We start from the raw sequence: 18,378 nt of genomic DNA, 5'->3' as shown, positions 1-18,378 counted from the left end.
GACCAGGTAGCCTAGCTCATCGGCGTTGTCGCCCTCGGGAAGCGTCAGCGATGGCTCACCGTCTTCGATGATCACAAACGTCTCGATGAGGCTGCGGCGGCCTTCCTGGAAGTACTGCCCCATCGAGTGCAGATCCGTGGTGAACTCCACCGACGACGGATAGAGGGCCATGTTATTCTTGCCCTCGCTCTCGCCAAAGAGCTGCTTCCACCACTCCAGAACGTAGTGCAGGCGCGGCTCGAAGCTGGCAAGCGCCTCGATCAGAAAGCCTTGCTGGTAGAGCAGGTTACGGGCGGCGGCATAGAAGAGGATGGGATTCTTGGCTGGATCAGGCTCGGCACTCGCGCGAGCGCAGGCGATGGCCCCGCGCTGGAGCTCGCGGATGTCAATCCCCGCGTAGGCGAGAGGTAGCAGTCCGACGGGCGAGAGCACTGAGTAGCGCCCCCCGATGCTGTCCTCAATGGGAAGCGTCCGCCAGCCCGCGCCGCCTGCGACTTTCCGAAGGGCGCCTTTGTTCTTGTCCGTGGTGGCGACGATGCAGCCGGGCTCGGCGAGCTCACGCAGAATGCGAAAGGCGACGGCGGGCTCGGTGGTGGTGCCGGACTTGCTGATGGCATTGACCGCCACTTTCTTGCCCGCAATGCTCTTGAGCAGCTCGGTGTGGTAGCGGGCCGAGAGGTTCTGTCCGGCAAAGAGCACGGGTCGATCCACGTTATCCGAGAGCGCTTCAAGCACCGCCCGTGCCCCGAGATACGAGCCGCCAATCCCCACGGAGACCAGCACATCGGTGCGGGCTCTGAGATCGGTGGCGATACTCTCGATCTCGTCGAGCAGGGTATCGTCGGCCATGGCGGCGGGATCGAGCCAGCCCAGAAAGTCCGCGCCCGCACCGGTGCCCTGAGTCAGGGTGGCGTGGGCAAGTGCGAGCCGCTCGGTCTGTTGGGCGACAAGCTCAGGAGTGACATTGGGGGCGAGATACGCGGCATCAAGTGAAAGCATAGTGCCTTCCATGATACCTCACCGGCGAGAGCGCTTTAGCTTGACCACCAATCGAGTAAGAGCTTTATCCAGTCTACTACGAACCACTCGCCGTCGATTTTCTTCAGGAAATAGATTCTGGATTCTGTGTCCACACAGCCATTGGGGATGACATGCAAGACGATACGCGCACTCTGGTGGTCGGCACTAAACTCAACAAGCTCTTTTTTGGGGAGATGGGAACGGATCGGGTGGTAAAAGGAGACCGCATCTGCCCCGCTGTCCGCGAGGCTCTTCCAGGAGTCCTGCTTCTTTCCTCGCCGCCAGAGTAGCTGCCCCAGCCAGCTATGGAACTCAAAGGGAGCCACTTCTGGATTGAAGATAACCATAGCTCCCTGACTCTGTTGGCCGAAGAGCCACGCCTCCATGCAGGCAGAGAGAATCTGCTCCGTATCTCCCAGTGAGCGCGGCGCGGCATTGGGACAAGGATCAATGGCATCCGGGAGGCCATCGCAATCCGTGTCGGCTTTCTTAGGATCGGTACCAAGGCGCACTTCCACTAAGTTGGTGAGTCCGTCACTATCCGTGTCCTTGCGCAGTATCGGATCGTCGGGGAAGATCTTTATCCACTCGCTCTTTTCCAGTTTCTCGATGGGAATCCCACGGAAGGCTGTGGGGGCATCCGCGTTTAGAAAGCCCCTGCCCGCCGTCCAAGCCCCTGTGAAGAGCGGTGTGCTCCAGCCCTCCTGCTTTTTTTCCACAATAAAGAGATCGCTGCCATTGCCTAGGATCGCGCTGTGGAAGAGCATCCAAGTGCGTCCCTTCGTGTCTTTCTTCATCGCAACTACGTCTTCTTTATCATGCTTGTCCAGAGCGATGCACTCAAACCACGGCTTTCGTGGATTGGGCTTGGTGCGAGCTGCCCGTACCGCAGCAATGCCCTCGGCTCCACCCGTGCCTGCCAGATGTCGAAAAGCCTCGGTGCGCCACTCTCGCGGGGCTTGAGGATCGCTCAGGGCATTGCGCATAAAGGCCACGGCGTCGGGGTACGACGAGTGCTCAATAACAGAGAGCAGATACTCGCTTTGCATCCCCTCCGACCGGAGCTTTTGAGGGTACGTGAGGAGCTTCTGGAGGAAGACGGGGATGTAGATATCCGGGTTCCCCTTGGCTTGCAAGGCACGCTCGGCGGCCTCCCCACCGCCCTGTTTCCACAGCTCTAAGAGCGCCGCAGTATTCTCTTTTTCGCAGAACGCGAGCAGGTAGGTATCTAGGTTTTGGATGCGATGCTTTGCCAGCTCCAAGTACCGGGGCAGAAACGCCCGAGCACTGTAGGGTTTGAGCTTCTCTAGCTGCTGGCGCTCGGCTGCATCCAGGGTCTCAAACTGGGCAACCTGCCGCTCTGCCAAGGCTTTTTTTCCTGCCGCAGTTGCCGGAAGCCGGGGGAGCGCACCGGGGACGTAGCCAAGAAAGCGGTTCTCGATTTGATCGAAGGTGACGATGTTGTTTTGGTCGGCATAGAACGGGCTACCGGTGAAGGGCTTGTCGGCTTGCCAGCGTAGCTTGCCTTCCCGCGAGAGGCAGTAGGTGCCCTGTACTGTCGGAGAGTAGTTCATGGCCTCGATGAGTAGGTTCTGTCCATCGCTACAGCTACTGAGGATGTCGCCGTAGGGAACCGGACTTTTCCAGAGCCGCTTGCCGGTTGTCAGATCGTAGCCTTGCGTGGTGTCCCACCCGCTCGTCAGCCAGGCATTGCCAAGAACTGGTCCCTGCGCGAGATAGCCTCGGGCGGTCCATACCACGTTTCCAGTGAGTGCATTGATGCGACGCGGCTTTTCTCCGTAGAAAATCACGTCCCCTTCAATAACCGTGTGGCTGTAGAACTCAGGAAAAGAAACCTTGCGTCGCCAGAGAACTCTGCCGCTCTCGGGGGCGATCCCGAGTTCCTCTCCCACTTTGTTTTTCTCGTCGATACCAACATAGATCCCATCACACGTCGCCGCAAGCACGACGCTGACGGTATCCGGCTTTGGTGACGACACAAGCACTGTGCTCCAGAGGGTCTGACCGGTGCGAGGGGAGAGCGCATGGAGTGCCCCGCGCTCATCAAGTGCATAGAGCTGGTCTGGGTCTTGGGTAAGGCGACGGATTCCCTGCGGAAAGTGCTGGAGGAGCCGGGCGCTACCGGTGTTCGCGTTGATGGCATAGAGAGCGTTTCCCGCAACCAGCGCGTAGAGAATGCCAGCGCGAAAGCAGATAGAGTCAATTCGTTGCCCCGCGAGGCTGCTCCACTTCTTTGTCCCAGTCGCAAGGTCGATCGCACCGACCTCTTGCCTAGATTGGTAGTAGAGCGTCCCCTTCTCGCCCGCAATGACAGAAACACCATCACCAAGCAACTGGGTCCACTGGCGCACAAATGGCGGGGACACGAGGGACTGGGCGTGGGTGGGCAAGGCGCAACACAGCGCCACCAATACCAATAGAAACGGCCTAAGATGCATGGGACACCTCCGGAATCTCAAGATACTTCACGAAACATAGCGCCCTTGGAAATCCACCACAAACCAGTCCCCTTCAATCTTTCTCAGGAAAACTTCTGTCCCATCGCCATTTAGGCCACCCGAGTAGCGGGAGATAATTACCCGTGCGCTTAGACGATCCGAACTGAAGACGATAAAGTCTTTAGAACGCACCGAATTTTCCTCAGGCGAGTGGAAGTCCAGCAGGTTCACCCCCCCGCCGTAGAGGGGACTTAAAGGATGGGATGAGCGCGACCAGAGCACGGTGCCCGGATAGCCAGAAAACTCAAAGGGGCGAACTCCTACGACGGAGATCAGTGCAGGAGGATTCCCGTCATAGGCAAAGAAGCGCGCCTCAACACAGGCAGCGACAATTTTTTCAGTGTCGCCAAGGGAGCGCGGCGTGGCATCGGGACAGGGGTCGACCGCATCGGCCAGGCCATCTCCATCGGTATCAGCCTTCTTCGGATTCAGCCCGAGCCGCGCCTCTACGAGATCCGTCAGGCCATCGTCATCCGTATCTTTTCTGAGTGTGGGATCGTCAGGAAAGCGCTTGATCCACTCTGTTTTCACCAGCGTTGCGATGGGGATACCTCGGTAGGTCTTAGGCGCATTGCTACGGAAAGTAGGTGCTGTCCAAGCTCCGGTAAACAGAGGTTGTTCCCAGCCCGAGCCACGCTTTTCGGCGATATAGAGGTCGCTATAGTTACCTAAAATGGCAGACTGAAAGAGCATCCAGGTGCGGCCCTTGGCGTCTTTTCGGGTCGCGAGAATCGCTTGTTTGTTGAGCTTACTGATCTCCAGCTGCTCGTACCAGGGTTTGCGTGGGCCTAGTTTCGCCCGTGCCGCCCGTACTGCTGCTACTCCTTCTGCCCCACCCGTTCCTGCGAGATGTCGAAATGCCTCAATGCGCCAGTCGGCTGGGGCCTTAGGATTACGCAGAGCCTCTAGCAGAAACGCAACAGCCTCGGGGTGCGACGAGTGCGCGACAGCGGAGAGAGCCGCTCCGCTCTCCCGTTCCGCCTTGGGCTGTTTTCTCAGGCTGGCAACCAGAATCGGGATGTAGCCTGCCGGGTCGCCCTTCTCCTGAAGTACACTCTCCAGCTCCCTGCGCCAGCTACTCTTCTCGTCCAGGCTCTTCCAGCCCGCCACCATAGCCGCCGTATTTTCTTTTTCACAGAGGGAGAGTAAGTAGGGGCGCGCCTCTATAATGAGATGGTAGAGTTCGTACCCCTTTGGCCCATCCGGGTTCGCATCGTAGGCTCGCGCCCACTCCAGGTAGCAAGCCAGAAAGGGAGGAAAGCTGTAGGGCTTGAGCGACTCCAGTTGCTTGCGCTCCGGCTCGTCGATCTCCTCAAACGAGCGCGCAAGCCTCTCTGCAAGGGCTTTTTTCTCAGGTTCGGTAGGGGGGAGAGGACGGGGCTTGCCCGTCATATAGCACATCAGGCGAATGACATCCATGGTCACCACATGGGTTTTATCGGCATAGACTGGCGTGCCCGTAAAAGGCTTTTTCTGTCTCCAGCGAAGCTTCCCATCACTCGTGACGCAACTAATAAAATCGTCGTGGAGGAGTACACTCCTACCGTCGGTGACACTGCCGATATCCTTTATTCCCAAAACACTCGCTTGGCTGTAGGGAAGTGGGAGTTTCCAGAGCACGCGTCCTGTTGCGATATCACGTCCCCGTGCAAGCTTTCCGTCCCCGCTGACGATCACATTGCCTGCCTGCTCTGCGCCCCCCTCGTCCGCTGTGGTTTGCCAGATAGTCTTTCCGGTGCGGACACTCGTGCGCTGAAGTCGCCCGTGTTGCGTGACAACATCGCCCTCAACCACGAGAGGTGGGTAGAGCCCCGCGTACTGCACACGACGGCTCCAGTACAGTTTCCCGGTTCTGGAATCCACTCCAAACTCCCCTGCTTCGTCGAGACCGACATAGACTCCCGAGGAGGTCGCTGCGAGCTTTGCCAGCGTGATCCCACGAGTGGGCTTGGAGACCAAGGTGCGAGACCAGAGAGCATGACCTGATACCGCCTTGTATGCCAGAAGCTGCCCAGCTTCATCTAGGACGTAGAGATTTGTGTCATCAGCAGTAAGGTGACGAACGGTGCGGGGAAGCTCAATCCGTACTTGTGACTTCCCTGTGGCCATGTCCAGTGCATAAATCGTACTGTGCTTCTCTCCGGGCACAAGGGCAAAAAGAGTCCTGCCGATCCGCATTGTCTCCACGATTCGCTTCCCCGCAAGGCTTTTCCAGAGAAGCTCCCCCGTGGTAAGCGCAATTGCCCCCACGCCATCATCGCACTGGTAGTAGACGATGTCTTTCTCGACAAACACCACAAAAGCACCATCGCCAACCCTCTGGGTCCACTGGCGCACAAACGGTGGGGCGGCGAGAGACTGTGCGCCTGTGGGGCGCGTGCCACAAAGGAGAAGAATCGCAGCAAGAAGAGACCAGAGACGCATCGTACACCCCCTCTAACCCAACAATAATACCCGTGTTGTTGTCGTTTGGTAGGTCAGAATCAGGCAGCTTTGCGTTTGCGGAGGCGGGCGGGGAGGATGCGCTCGATGCCACGGTACTTGGCAACCGTGCGGCGGGCGAGCGGAAAGCCTTGCTCGGTCAGAATCGCTGCGATGTCGTCGTCGGAGTAAGGGTGGTTGCTGTCTTCGCTGGAAATCAGGTTAAGAAGTGCCTCACGGACGGCTTGGGAGTTGCCAAAGAACGCGTCCAGAGGGAGGATCTCTCCACTGGGAAGCTGTGCCCACTTGTCGGCCACGGCGCGGCTAATCACGGACTCATCCAGCTTGAGCTTTTCGGCCAGCGCCTGCCGGGTGAGGGGCTTGAGAAACGCACGGTTGCGTGTCTCTAAAAACCCGAGCTGCACCTGAGCAATCTCGTTGGCGATGGCGCGTAGGGTTCGGCCCCGGCGCGAGACTCCGGCCATAAAGTTCTGGGCACGATCCACATGGTCGCGAATATAGCGGCGCATTGCCTCATCGGAGTGGCCATCCTCGCCCTCGGCAAGGCGTTTCCAGAGGGGAGCCACGGAGACGGCTTGCTCGAAGTCACGCGCTAGCTCAACAATAAAGCCCGCTTCGGTGCGAATAAAAAGAATGTCCGGGCGCACAAGGGGGGTGCTGATCTGGCCACGGTGCTCACTGGGGCGAAAGAGCGCTCCGGGATAGGGAGAGAGTGCCTGCTGCAAGAACTGTAGCGCACGGGTAACTTCCGCCGGGCTCACCTTGAGCCGAGTCGCGATTCGATCCTCACGGCGTGCCACGAGCTCGTCCCAGCAGCGGGTTAAGACGCGGCGGGCAAGTAGGTTGCCCTCGCCCGTCTGATCCAAGTAGTCAATCTGGAGCTGGAGACACTCTTTTAGCTCGCGTGCTCCCACGCCTGCCGGGTCCATTTTCTGGAGTGCTTTCACGGCGGCTTCCACTTGGGCACGTGTCAGCCGGAATCGCTCCGCGACTTCGTCACTCTCGGCCACGAGATAGCCACGATCGTCGACGTTCTCAATCAGATAGCGCAGCAGATCCTCGGAGACCTCGCCACGGACTTGGCCCACTTGGGCTCGTAGATGCTCTCGTAGCGTCAGGTTGTAGGCCACGCGCTCCATCGGGTCTTCTTCATCGAGACCACCGCCCGTCATTTGGAGAATAGGCTGCGTGCGCTCGGCGGAGGCGGGAAGCTCGTTTTGCTTGCCACCCACGGCGACGGTTAAGGGAGGAGACTCACCCGACGACGGATTGATGGAGAGCCCCGAGAGTGCCTCACTCTCATGCGTCTCCAGTGCCGGATTTTCCGCCAGCTCCCGCTCCAAGGCCACCTCCAGCTCCTCTGTTGTCCAAGCGAGGATCTCGCTGGCAAGGATCTGGCGTGGGTCTATTCGCTGGGTCTGTTGCTGCCGGGTATCAATTGTTTGAGTTAGTCTCATTCTGCCACTGGCAGACATTTTCGGCAGAATGAGACGGGATTTTTACTGCGGAGAAAAGGGGAGCTTAGAGAACGGCAATTGCCTCGATCTCAACAAGTGCTCCCAAGGGAAGCGCCGCCACGGCAAAAGTCGAGCGCGCAGGCCGAATGCCCTCACTAAAGTGTGCCGCGTAGATCGCATTGAGCTCCGCAAAGCGGGACATATCGCCCGAGAGAAAGATCGTGGTCTTGACGATATTATCCAGCGAGCCCCCTGCCGCCTCGACCAAGGCCTTAATTCCCGCAATCGCGCCCTCAACTTGCGCCGCAAACTCCGCATGAGGTTGCTTGGTCTCCGGGTCTAGCCCGAGCTGCCCTGAGATAAAGACCATGTCGCCTACACGCACCGCGGGAGTGTAGGGCGCACCCGAGACAGCAGCACCCGCTCCGTAAAGAGGATTTTTTTCCAAAGTATCGTTTCCTTTCTTACCCAGAAAGAATACCCAGCAAGTGGCAAAAATCTGGTAATTCTGCGGCCAAATAGGCTAAATGCTTGATGAGCATAAACCGACACTTATGAAGTGTAAGATGACTATGCGAAACAAGAGAGTAAAAAACGCCTTCACCATTCTCGAGGTGGTGTTGGCCTTGGTGGTGCTGATGTTCATGGCCATCATGGTCACGGCAGTTGTCCCCATCTCACTGCGAACCGTGCGCACGAGCTCCGATTTTACGCAGGCAACCTCACTCGTACAGCATAAAGTCAATCAGCTCCAAGATGCGGGCTACACCAACTTAACGGGGCCTGGGCTGGGCCAGAATGGCCTGGAGATCGTGGATGGCACACCGGGTACGCCTGCCACGAACACCTTGGGGAATGCCACGGCGACTTTTGAGTTTACCGACACCGATAAGCTCTGGCAGTACTTTGCGGGAGGAATGGACGATACTGGTGCCCGTGTGACCAATGCCACCAGCCCACGTGGCTATCTGTATATCGCTCCCTATGCACCCAGCTCCTACACCAATGCTGCGGGGGCTACCGAGTATGGGCTTATCCGTGCGACAGTAACCGTACAGTGGTGGACGAGCAAGGGCCAGATACAGTCGTTCTCGGCCACAACACTGATTCCACGGGTGACGGTGAACTAAGATGCGAAGATGCTCAACATTAGCGAGGCGTCGGGGAATGACCTTGCTGGAAGTGGTCATCACGCTTCTGCTGATGTCCCTGATCTTTCTCGTGACCACGCAGCTCTTTATGACCACGGGGCGCACCGTGGGCAAGATGCGCGCCATGACCAATACCTCCCGCTCAGCTGGACTGGTGATGCAGTGGCTGGACATCGAGCTTCACGAGGCCTACGGGGTGATCCTCCCCAATGACACTAATCCGGCCTGGGATACCGGGCAGCTTGGGGCAACGAGCCGTTTTCGCTCCACCAATCCGGGCGAGGCAAGCTGGTCGGCAAAGCTGAACACGGGGATGTTTATCCTCTACGCCCCCACGGGTGCGGCGACGGTGATGGGATCATCGGGCAACACGCTGGTGATGTCGGGTGGCAATGTTCCGGTGAACCGTGGTGCGGTCAATATCATTCGCACTGCTCTGGTCTTCCGGGGCAACCGCGATGGCACGGCAAACCCGGACTATGGGAGCTGTCTCTGGGTCTGGCGCTACGAAAGTGGCGTGCGCACGGAGACACGCCTGCTAACCGATGAGCTCTCCACTGCCTGGAACGCGGTGTACTTCCGTCGCCATAGCACCACGGAGCGGGCAATTCAAGCCAAGGTGGTCTGTGGAGAGAATACCTTTATCTACGGGGAGCAGACCAGTGAGCGCACCGATAACAAGAGTAAAGTGACAGAGCTGGCAGGACGGGTAATCTACATGGCCAACACAGCGATGACGACGCAGACCACGGTGACCTACCCCAACAACCCTCTGCTACTCCCACAGGCAAACTCCGCCTCGCCCAGCCCCAGCCCCAGCCCAACCCCCGTGCCGACAGCCAGTCCGGTGCCAACCGCCAGTCCCGTGCCCACCCCGACACCAACGCCTGCCCCCCCGACACCAACGCCTGGCCCTCCCACACCGACTCCCGTTCCAACTCCGGTTCCCACAGCCACACCCATACCCACTGCGACTCCCGTCCCAACACCGACACCGACACCGATTCCCCTCAACTAGGATTATTTTATGCAAGCGTGGCAATTTTTACGAACGCCCCCCGGCCCGTGCCGCAGGAGACGCCCCCGTGGAATGACGATGGTAGGGGTGATGATTCTGCTCTTCTTGCTCCTGGCGTTTTTGTTGATCTCTATGCTGGCTCAGGGACGAGGGGGAGATGTGAGCTCCGAGAGCAAGAGCGCTCTCAACCTCACCCGCCGCCGTGGCGAGCTAATCGTGGCACAGACTCTAGCAGAGTCAGGGATTCGCCTCTCGCTCCAGTGGCTCATTCAGCAGCCAAGCTCACCGGTGAATACCAGCGCCTTTGGACCGTCTAGCGTTGCCACTTTCTACGGAGGAACCGTGGACGCAAACGGCTGGACTGTTGTTTCGCTCAACCAAGGCCCAACCACTACGGAGAACGCGACGGTGACCGCACAGCCGGGGACGATTAAAGTACGTTTCTATCCCTACGCCACCAACGCCACTTCCAACCGAAAGATGTACGGGATTGAGTGCACGGGAGAGTACCTGGGTTACAGCTATACCGCCCGCATCTTTATCCGCCAGAATAGCTTCGCCCGCTATGCCTACTTCAGCGACACGGCTCCCACGGGCTGGTGGGTGTCGGGGAGCACACGCTTCCAAGGCCCCGTTCATGTCAATGGCGTGGATGGCACTGGAAACGCAGTAGATCCTGCCGCACGGATCAATATCCTCTGGAAAGCCAACGATTGGAGTGTTCCCTACAGCGATGACTGGATCTTCACCTATCCCGATGATGGCTACTTCACAACGGCGATGAGCTACTCCCAGATCAACTGGCAGTACAGCTACGGAAGTGGTGCCTATTACTACGATCCCAACTGGTGGACTCCTTACTGGGAGAACATCACGGCGGCAAACCGCGCCCCCAAGACCGACCAGCCGATCATCCTAATGCCCACCGCCACGACCAGTCAGAAAAACTCCGCACTCGGGGCGTCTGCAGAGCCTGCGGTCAGCTTTATTGGGGCCTTTGTGCCGGTGAGCGGCTCAACGACAAGCGCGGGCGTCTATATTGGGGGCGATGTCAAGGACATGAACTTGAGCTACCAGAATGTGAGTGGCCACGATGACCAGGTTATTGAGGTCATTCAGAACATCGCAGGGGGAGAGCAGCTCTCGCGCTTACAAGTTTCCCTCGTCAATAATCAGACAGTCGTCACGGTATCAACCCGCGCTACCTCCGCCAATCCCTGGAGTGTGGTGAGTACGAATACCTACACGGGAGTTACCAATAGCGTGATCTATGTCAGCGGAAATATCGGTAGCCAGACGGCTCCCTACACCGGTGGGCTCTCCGGTGCTGTAGTAATCAACCACATGTCCGGCACGACGGTTGTGCGTCCCAGTAGCTGGATGGTTGTTACCGATAGCACCAAGGTGATGAATCTGGATGGAGGGATTGTCTACAAAGACCTAATTACCGATGCGAGCAATCCTAATAATCTCAAGTCGAATGCCTCTGCGGCAACGGATACCTCAGGCACTCTAGGGCTTGTGGCGGGGCGCTTCCGCGTTCCGGAGCAAGATGGGAGTGGAGCGACTCTGGACAATCTCACCATTCATGCGGTCTGTATGGCCTACGATACCTTTACTGTGGTCAATCCCACCACACGAGCACCGGGTGTGATCAACCTGATCGGGGGCTATATCGTCAAAAACAATACCCAGCTAGGAATCGTGCAGCTTGATGGGACGGTCAATAATGGCTTTATCTTTAACCGCAACTACGACCAGCGCATCGCTGAAAACCCACCACCCGACTACCCTGTGGCAGATCGAAGCTACCAGATCATGTCGTTCCAGAAAGTCAACACGACTCTGAACTAGCCACGCCAGATCATCGTCATATGGGGGCCAACCGTAGGAACATCAAAAATAGCCCCCTCCGTCTGCCAGCCCGACTTTTCGTAGAAGCCCACGGCGCTCACGCGGGCGTTGCACCAGAGCGGGAGGCCACGCTTTAGGGCATGTGCCTGAACAGCCTCAAGCACCGCCTTCCCTACTCTTTTGCCCTGCCACTCAGGAGCCGTCGCCATGCCACGGAGCTGCAAGCGGCCCTCTTTTTCAATCACCGTGGCGCAGCCAATTACCGTGCCCGCCGTATCTATTGCCGCAAAGTGCACACTGCCTTCGGCCTCATCTTCGGCGAAGTGGGCGGTGCTCTCTAGGCGGCCTGGACGGAGCACTTGCCAGCGCAGGGCAATCAGCGTCGCCGCCGTTGTTTCCTTTATCATGAACATGGGGTTATACTACCCTTTAGATAAGTGGAGTGAGGGAACCAATGATTGAGTGAGGGCATCGTAATTCGCGCGGGGCGGGGTCTCTACTCGGTGCAAACCGATACGGGACGCATCTTGCCTTGCCGCCTGCGGGGAAACTTGAAGAAGCGCTTTACCTACTCCGAGACAGCAAGCCATGTCCGCCGAGTAGAGAAGACGAAAAAACTAGCCGAGACCAATCCGATCGCGGTGGGGGATCGGGTAGAGATTGAGGTCTCCGAGTCAGGAGCCGAGGGCGTGATTGAGGTCGTGCTGCCTCGCCGCCGAGCACTAGTGCGCCGCTCGGGTAACGAGCGCGAGCGCCAGACTTTAGTGGCGAATTTAGAGCTCGCCGTGATTGTTTTCTCCGCCGCAGAGCCGCGCCCGGATCTTTTTAAGCTAGACCGCTTTCTCGTACTCGCTGAGGACAGCGAGCTTGACATTCTGATTCTCCTCAATAAAGCCGACCTCGCCGATCCCGCAGAGCTGAGCAATGCTCTCGTCGAGTACCGTGAGATTGGCTACGAGATTATCACCACGAGTCGGATCACCGGCGAGGGCATTGATGCGCTCCGTGCCAAGCTCAAAGGCCGTCTCTCCGCGTTCTGTGGGCCTTCCGGCGTGGGGAAATCCTCGCTCCTCAACTCCGTACAGCCGGGCCTGCGCCTGAAAGTGGGCGAGACGAGCGAGATTACCCACGCCGGAAGGCACACAACCGTGCAAGCGGAGCTACTGACACTAGAGATTGGCGGCTGGGTCGCAGACACACCGGGCCTGCGCCAAGTGGAGTTCTGGGACTTGCTACCTGAAGATGTCGCCTTCTGCTTCCCCGAGCTCGCGCCCCTGATGGGCTACTGCAAGTTCGCCAACTGCCGTCACCGAACCGAACCCGGCTGCGCCGTCCGCGCCGCCATAGACGAAAAACGCGTCAGCCCCCGACGCTACCAGAGCTATCTACAGATGACCGAAGAGCCCACGAGTCGGTCGAAGTAAAGATGTGGAGGCGGACGCGCTATAATAGCCTCTGAGTATGAACGACTGGAAACGATTTTTTGAGGCCCTTGGGCCAGAGCGCTACTTAACTGAGGGATTCACACAGCACACGCTGGCTGAGGTGGACTTTGTTTTAGATGTCTGTGAGCTTGCGCCCGGGGCGCGGGTTCTGGACATGGGCTGTGGCCCCGGACGACACGCGCTGGAGCTGGCGCGCCGTGGCTTTCAGGTAACGGGTGTCGACTTCACGGAGAAGTTTATTGAGTTTGCCCAAGAGAGTGCCGCCGCCGAGAACCTTACCGAGAGCGCCGAGTTTGTGCTCGCTGATGCCCGTGACTTTGTGCGCCCACTGGCCTTTGATGCCGCCGTGTGCCTCTGTGAGGGAGCCTTTGCCTTGCTCCAGACCGACGAAGACAATGTGCGGGTTCTGCGCCATATCGCTGCGAGCTTGAAGCCTGGTGCCCCGTTTTTGCTCACCACACTTAACGGCTACCGCACCATCCGACGAGCAGGTACGGAGACAACCCTCGACCCGCTGACCATGGTAGAAACCTGGCCCGGAGATGACTCTGGCGAGCTGCAAGGACGGCACTATATCGTCCCCGAGCTGGTCAAGATGCACGAGGCTGCCGGACTCCATGTGGAGCATACCTGGGGGGGTACGGCAGGCCGCTGGGCCCGCCGTACCTTGGACTGGGACGAGATCGAGGTCATGTTCCTCTCCCGTAAAGCCTAGCTAGCCATCTACCAACCGACGTGACCTGCGCAGCAACATCCAGGCTCCCCCAGTGAGTGCCAGATAGAAAACCAGGGGCCGTAGCATCGTCACCGTTTGCCGAGCCGCGACTTTCGTGAGACTCCGTGTTTCTGGAGGAGGAGAGTACTCCGGCGAGGGAGAGGGGACTCCTCCAAGCTCCTCTTCACCATGATGTGCGGCATGAGAAAACCGAGTGGAGAGCTGCGACTGGTAGCGCTCTGTGCGCAGAGTGACCAAGTTTAAGAAAAAGACGATACCGCCTGCTAGCAAGAGCGCTAGCAATCCCAAGCCAAAGGCATACTGGGAGAGGCGGTAGGAATAACCAAGCTTCATGAAAACGCCTCCGAGAGAGAAAATTGTCATCGCTGACAGAGCTATTGTATCGTCCCGATAAGTTTTTTTCTTCAGGGTGGAACAATGTGTGGGCTTGAATCGTACTAATAATCAGCGCATGTCCTCCTTTTCACTGTCCATCGGACGTGGTGGAAACCCGACCTTCAAGTTGAAGGCCGGGTTTATTTTTGCCTTAAGAAATGAGTTAGCAAAGATTACGAAATATTTTTAAATACTGGGAACAAGAAGGAAAGAGTGGCGTTAGTAGTAGCAGATTGGGAGGAGCGCGCCCTCCCACAGAATCTCAAACCTCGTTCTAAGGATAGACGTTCCCATGAAAAAGTATTTTGTTCTGGCCGTGCTTGCGCTTGCCGCTCTTGCCCCGATTCGTCCCGTGTTTGCACAGGACAAGACCATCGTTGAGATCGCCGCCGGTAACGCCGATTTCTCGACCCTCGTTTCCCTCGTCAAGGCTGCTGGCTTGGCTGAGACGCTGAGCGGCACGGGCCCCTTCACCGTCTTCGCACCAACCAATGCCGCTTTCGCCAAAGTGAAGAAGTCAACTCTCGACAAGCTGGGTAAGAACCCGGCAGCACTGAAGGCCGTTCTTACCTACCATGTTGTGGCGGGTAAAGTCATGGCCGCAGATGTGGTCAAGCTTAAGGATGGCACCAAGGTCAAGACCGTGAACGGCGCTTCGATCACCGTGGGCACCAAGGGCGGCGTGAAGGTAGACAAGGCCAAAGTGGTCAAGACCGATATCGTCGGCAGCAACGGAGTGATCCACGTGATTGACAGCGTGATCCTGCCCAAGGGCCTGAAGCTCTAAGCACTTCCCCTCCACCCCTAGCCCCTCCTCCCGATAACGGGAGGAGGGGTTTTTCTATTTTTTTAGGAGCGAGATTGCTTTCTCAAGCTGGGGATCTTTGCCCGCGAAGTACTCGGGCGTGCTCCATGGGACGAGATAGTCGGGCTTCTCTCCGGTATTTTCAAGCGATGTCCCATTGGTGCGCCAGACTCCCTGGAACGGCATACGAGCGCCTGTGCCATCCACCAGCCCTAGACCAAATGTCCAGATGACGTAGCCCGGCGTGGGCTCCCCGACCAGCTTGGCGAGGCCATTGGCGCGCATGCCGTAGGGGAACATCTCCGCATTGGAGAACGAGGAGTCGCCCATGAGCACGACAATGGGCTTATTCCACGGCTGGCGGCCCTCTAGAATTGGAGCGGGGACAACATAGCCGCCGCGTGGCGAGTTGGTGGCGTAGGGCTTGAAGCCAAGCCAGGAGATGAGCGTGTCGCCGATATTGCCCCCACCGTTCTCCCGAACATCTATAATCATCGCGTCCTTGCCCTCCGCCCACTCGTAGAACTCGCGGACAAACTGCTGCTGGTTGGAGCCGCCCATGCCCGAGATATGGACATAGCCGACTTTTCCCCCGGACTGCTGCTCGACGAGCTTACTGCGGGACTCGATCCGGTTGCGGTAGTGTAGATCGCTCCACTCACCACCGCTCACCGCTTTGTAGGTCACGGTGCGGGCACCGTCGCGGCTGGGCTTGTCGTTCACCAGGAGCGTGAAGTCGCGCTCACCTTTATCGTTGAGGACTTTGTAGAGATCTTCGCTGAGCGTGACATCCACGTTATCTACCGCAAGAATATACTCACCGGGCTTGAGCCTTGTCTTTTCGTAGCTGCCCGGAGCGCGCTTGGGAATGTCCTTGATCCGAATTCCTGGCCCAATATAGCTATAGTCAAAGTACACCCCGAGCTGAGCGGAGCTAGGGCCAATAATGCTTCCGGGGGCAGGGCTCACTTCCGAGTGGCTCGCCTCCAGCTCCCCAAGCAGCAGATTTCCTAGATTTGCCATCTCCTCACGCGTCCCCACGCTCTCCAGCATCGGCTCATAGAGTGCCTTGAGAGCAGCGAAGTCGCGGCCATGGAAGTTCGGGTCGTAGAAGCGGGTGTTGTAGCTACGCCAGAGCTGGTTGAAAGCGGCCTGTCGCAGAGCGCGAAGGTTCTGGATGTAGCTTGCACTAAAGCCCACGAGGCTCGGCTGCGCTCCGGGAACGCGGGGCTTGAAGGTAAAGAGCTGTCCCCCTCGGGAGAAATAGGCCGTATCGCCTGCAGCACTCAGGCGCAGGTTGCCTAGGCCTCCCGTAAACGTGAGCTGCCGGGTATCTTTGCCATCGTAGGAAGCGGTGAAAAGATTCCCCCCCGAGAGAAAATAAAGCGCACCATCGGAGTCTACGGCCTGGAGATCATCGTCGGGGTTCTGGCCACTTATCTTGCGCAGGCGGTAGTGGATGTCCTCGAAGTCAATGGTCACCTGAACGGGCTCACCGGGCTTGATGTACTTAAGCTCCAGCTCTGCGGTGCGTGCCTCCTCGCGGGTCAGCGGAAGCGCCCAGAGGCCGCCACCGCCGTCGCGGTTGCTGGAAAAGTAGAGATAGCGCCCGTCGGCAGACCAAGTTGGTTCGCTATGGAAGGCATTGAGCCGCGTCACATTGATCGGGTTGGTGCCATCGGCCTTGGCGATATAGAGATTGGTTCCCCCAGACTCACGCCCCCGCCGGGTGAAGGCCAACCAGCGCATGTCCGGCGACCAGGAGAACATATTCTGACTATCCCCCGCAATGGCGAGCACGCGCTTGGGCGGCGACGATAGATCGGTCGGGCTGGTGTAGAATCCGGCTCCTTCCTCCTCTTTGCCCGCCACCCAGAAACCTAGGAGCTTGCCATCGGGGGAGATCGTGGGACTCTTGGCATCGGACTTTCCAGTCCAGATCGGCTTGATAGCCTTGGTCGCCACTTCCATGGCAAAGACACGCTCGTTGCCGTTGCGATCCGAGACAAAAAAGAGCGTCTTACCGTCCTTGCTCCAGTTGATATCGTGATCCGTGCCAGGGTAGGTTGTCAGCCGCGTGGCTTCGTCTGCGTTGCGTCCCTTGGCTTTCTCAATCGGGATCGTCCAGAGCTCCTCTTTTAAAACAAAGGCAAAGGTCTTGCCATCGGGGCTAATCTTGGACTCCGTGATCTCATTGCTGTTGATCACCGAGCGCTGCTCGGCGTTACTCTTGTCATCGCCGCCACAGAGAAGCGAGATTTTTTGCGGCTCTTTCGTGCCCGCTCTGAGCAGATAGAGATCCGTGCCGTGCTCAAAGGCAATATCGCCGGACTTGCGGGCAACCGTGGGAAAGCGAACGGCACTGCCGACAAACTGTGTGAGCTGTTTTGGCTTACCGCTGCCTTCGGCGGGAAAGACCCAGAGATTGGGCGTGCGCTTGGGGTTGTCGTCGAGCTTGGTGGGAGTCTTCCCCAACAGAGTTGCGCTAGGGCTCTCTTCACCATACGTGACACACACCAGGCTCTTACCATCGGGTAGGAAGCGGGGATAAAGATGCTGGCGGCCCTCGCCACCGTCGGCGAGGGGCGTATTTTTTCCCGTCTTGGTGTCCAGTGTCCAGAGCTGAGCCGCGCCGGAGCCATTGTAGCGGGGACGTGTCCAGGGGAAGCCATTGCGCTCGTAGACCAGGCGGCTGCCATCCGAGGAGTATGCGGGGCGATTGATGCTCTTGAAGTCCTCAGTGAGTTTGGTAAAGCGCAGGGTGGCGAGATCGAGTGAGAAGATTGAGTCGTGGGGCGTGTCGCGCTGGCTGACAAAGAGCAGGCTCTTGCCATCGGGCGACCAGTCACTCAGGGACTCCCGGCCTCCTGCAATCGTGAGCTGCTTGGGTGTTCCTCCCTCGGTCGGCACCACCCAGATATCCGAGGACCCCGTGCGGTTGCTCTGAAACGCGATCCACTTGCCATCGGGCGAGAACACGGGATAGGCATCGTACTCCGCGTGTGTCGTCACCGCGTAGGCCCGCCCTCCACTGGAACTGGCCACCCAGATGTCGCCACGCCAGACAAAAGCCAGCTTGGAGCCATCCGGCGAGAGCGTGGGCATCCGCGCCCCCACCACGGGTTTGTTCTCCGGAGCCGGAAGCTGAGCGAGCGCCCCTGTCGCGGGCGCAAAGCAGAGGGCAAGAAAAAGTGAGTGTCGCAGGGTTTGCATGAGGACGATTGTACCTGCGATTTCTTTCCCATATCTTGCTTAGTGAGCTACTTTCATCAGTGCCTCTCCCTTATCTATCGCAAAGAGCACCTGGTTCGTGAGCACTTCGTAGGTCGTTCCGGTTGTAGTAGCCCTCGTGCCGCGCCCCGTTCTCACAGAGGCTTTTGATTACTCGGATCGCAGTGACATTTGCTGTACGAGAACGATGGGCTCGCCTTGTCGGATGGTGCCGGGCTGTAGGACGCTGGCATAGACGCCCGCACAGGGGCGCGCTTTGCCCGTCCCGATGGGTTGGCTGTTGCGCTCCACGATTTGTCGGAGAATGTTTGTGTCTTTGGGAAGC

14 protein-coding genes are annotated in these 18,378 nt (G+C 58.3%); 6 read left to right on the top strand and 8 right to left on the bottom strand.

What is annotated here, in order from left to right:
- From RMO15_RS29895 to RMO15_RS29875, 5 genes are all read right to left on the bottom strand, one after another.
- On the bottom strand, window positions 1–999 hold a 999-nt coding region (locus RMO15_RS29895; RefSeq protein WP_309721801.1), incomplete at its 3' end, for a glucose-6-phosphate isomerase.
- Between the two features lie 35 nt (window positions 1,000–1,034).
- Window positions 1,035–3,392: a PQQ-binding-like beta-propeller repeat protein gene (locus RMO15_RS29890; RefSeq protein ID WP_309721799.1), complete on the bottom strand. Its 2,358-nt coding sequence runs from the start codon at window positions 3,390–3,392 to the stop codon at window positions 1,035–1,037.
- Window positions 3,393–3,506: 114 nt separating this feature from the next.
- Window positions 3,507–5,963 (bottom strand): PQQ-binding-like beta-propeller repeat protein, encoded by a 2,457-nt coding sequence (locus RMO15_RS29885; protein ID WP_309721795.1) that lies wholly within the window; start codon window positions 5,961–5,963, stop codon window positions 3,507–3,509.
- Window positions 5,964–6,022: 59 nt separating this feature from the next.
- Window positions 6,023–7,438: a hypothetical protein gene (locus RMO15_RS29880; protein WP_309721792.1), complete on the bottom strand. Its 1,416-nt coding sequence runs from the start codon at window positions 7,436–7,438 to the stop codon at window positions 6,023–6,025.
- A gap of 64 nt (window positions 7,439–7,502) precedes the next feature.
- Complete coding sequence (locus RMO15_RS29875) at window positions 7,503–7,886, bottom strand: Rid family detoxifying hydrolase (RefSeq protein WP_309721789.1); 384 nt, start codon at window positions 7,884–7,886, stop codon at window positions 7,503–7,505.
- Between the two features lie 124 nt (window positions 7,887–8,010).
- Between RMO15_RS29875 and RMO15_RS29870 the strand changes: the two genes are divergently transcribed.
- The 3 genes from RMO15_RS29870 to RMO15_RS29860 all read left to right on the top strand — a co-directional run bounded on the left by RMO15_RS29870 (window position 8,011) and on the right by RMO15_RS29860 (window position 11,461).
- Window positions 8,011–8,568 carry a hypothetical protein gene (locus tag RMO15_RS29870; RefSeq protein WP_309721785.1) on the top strand — a complete coding sequence of 186 codons (558 nt, stop codon included), beginning with the start codon at window positions 8,011–8,013 and terminating at the stop codon, window positions 8,566–8,568.
- A gap of 1 nt (window position 8,569) precedes the next feature.
- Complete coding sequence (locus RMO15_RS29865; protein WP_369016182.1) at window positions 8,570–9,607, top strand: type II secretion system protein J; 1,038 nt, start codon at window positions 8,570–8,572, stop codon at window positions 9,605–9,607.
- A gap of 72 nt (window positions 9,608–9,679) precedes the next feature.
- A complete protein-coding gene (locus tag RMO15_RS29860) occupies window positions 9,680–11,461 on the top strand; it encodes a hypothetical protein (protein WP_309721779.1) in 1,782 nt (593 codons plus the stop codon).
- On the opposite strand, the gene RMO15_RS29855 is transcribed toward RMO15_RS29860, so the two are convergent.
- Window positions 11,458–11,868, bottom strand: a complete 411-nt coding sequence (locus RMO15_RS29855) for a GNAT family N-acetyltransferase (protein ID WP_309721777.1) — start codon at window positions 11,866–11,868, stop codon at window positions 11,458–11,460. The two genes, RMO15_RS29860 and RMO15_RS29855, sit on opposite strands and share 4 nt — an antisense overlap.
- Before the next feature lie 51 nt (window positions 11,869–11,919).
- Between RMO15_RS29855 and rsgA the strand changes: the two genes are divergently transcribed.
- Both rsgA and RMO15_RS29845 read left to right on the top strand, forming a co-directional pair.
- On the top strand, window positions 11,920–12,885 hold the full coding sequence (gene rsgA, locus RMO15_RS29850; protein ID WP_309721775.1) for a ribosome small subunit-dependent GTPase A: 966 nt from the start codon (window positions 11,920–11,922) through the stop codon (window positions 12,883–12,885).
- Window positions 12,886–12,922: 37 nt separating this feature from the next.
- The gene (locus RMO15_RS29845) at window positions 12,923–13,621 is read left to right on the top strand and encodes a methyltransferase domain-containing protein (protein ID WP_309721772.1); all 699 of its coding nucleotides are present in this window, start codon (window positions 12,923–12,925) and stop codon (window positions 13,619–13,621) included.
- Here the strand turns inward: RMO15_RS29845 and RMO15_RS29840 are convergent, their stop codons facing one another.
- Entirely contained in the window at window positions 13,622–14,005 is a 384-nt protein-coding gene (locus RMO15_RS29840; protein ID WP_309721769.1) for a hypothetical protein, read from the bottom strand.
- A gap of 304 nt (window positions 14,006–14,309) precedes the next feature.
- Here RMO15_RS29840 and RMO15_RS29835 point away from each other — a divergent pair, with 304 nt between their 5' ends.
- A complete protein-coding gene (locus RMO15_RS29835; RefSeq protein ID WP_309721768.1) occupies window positions 14,310–14,804 on the top strand; it encodes a fasciclin domain-containing protein in 495 nt (164 codons plus the stop codon).
- A 54-nt stretch (window positions 14,805–14,858) separates the two neighbouring features.
- Here RMO15_RS29835 and RMO15_RS29830 read toward each other — a convergent pair whose 3' ends face one another.
- The gene (locus tag RMO15_RS29830) at window positions 14,859–18,035 is read right to left on the bottom strand and encodes a S41 family peptidase (RefSeq protein WP_309721766.1); all 3,177 of its coding nucleotides are present in this window, start codon (window positions 18,033–18,035) and stop codon (window positions 14,859–14,861) included.
- Window positions 18,036–18,378 lie beyond the last annotated feature (343 nt).

It is taken from the genome of Armatimonas sp., from assembly GCF_031410135.1.
Lineage (GTDB): Bacteria > Armatimonadota > Armatimonadia > Armatimonadales > Armatimonadaceae > Armatimonas.
This window is presented reverse-complemented; position numbering and strand designations above follow the sequence as displayed.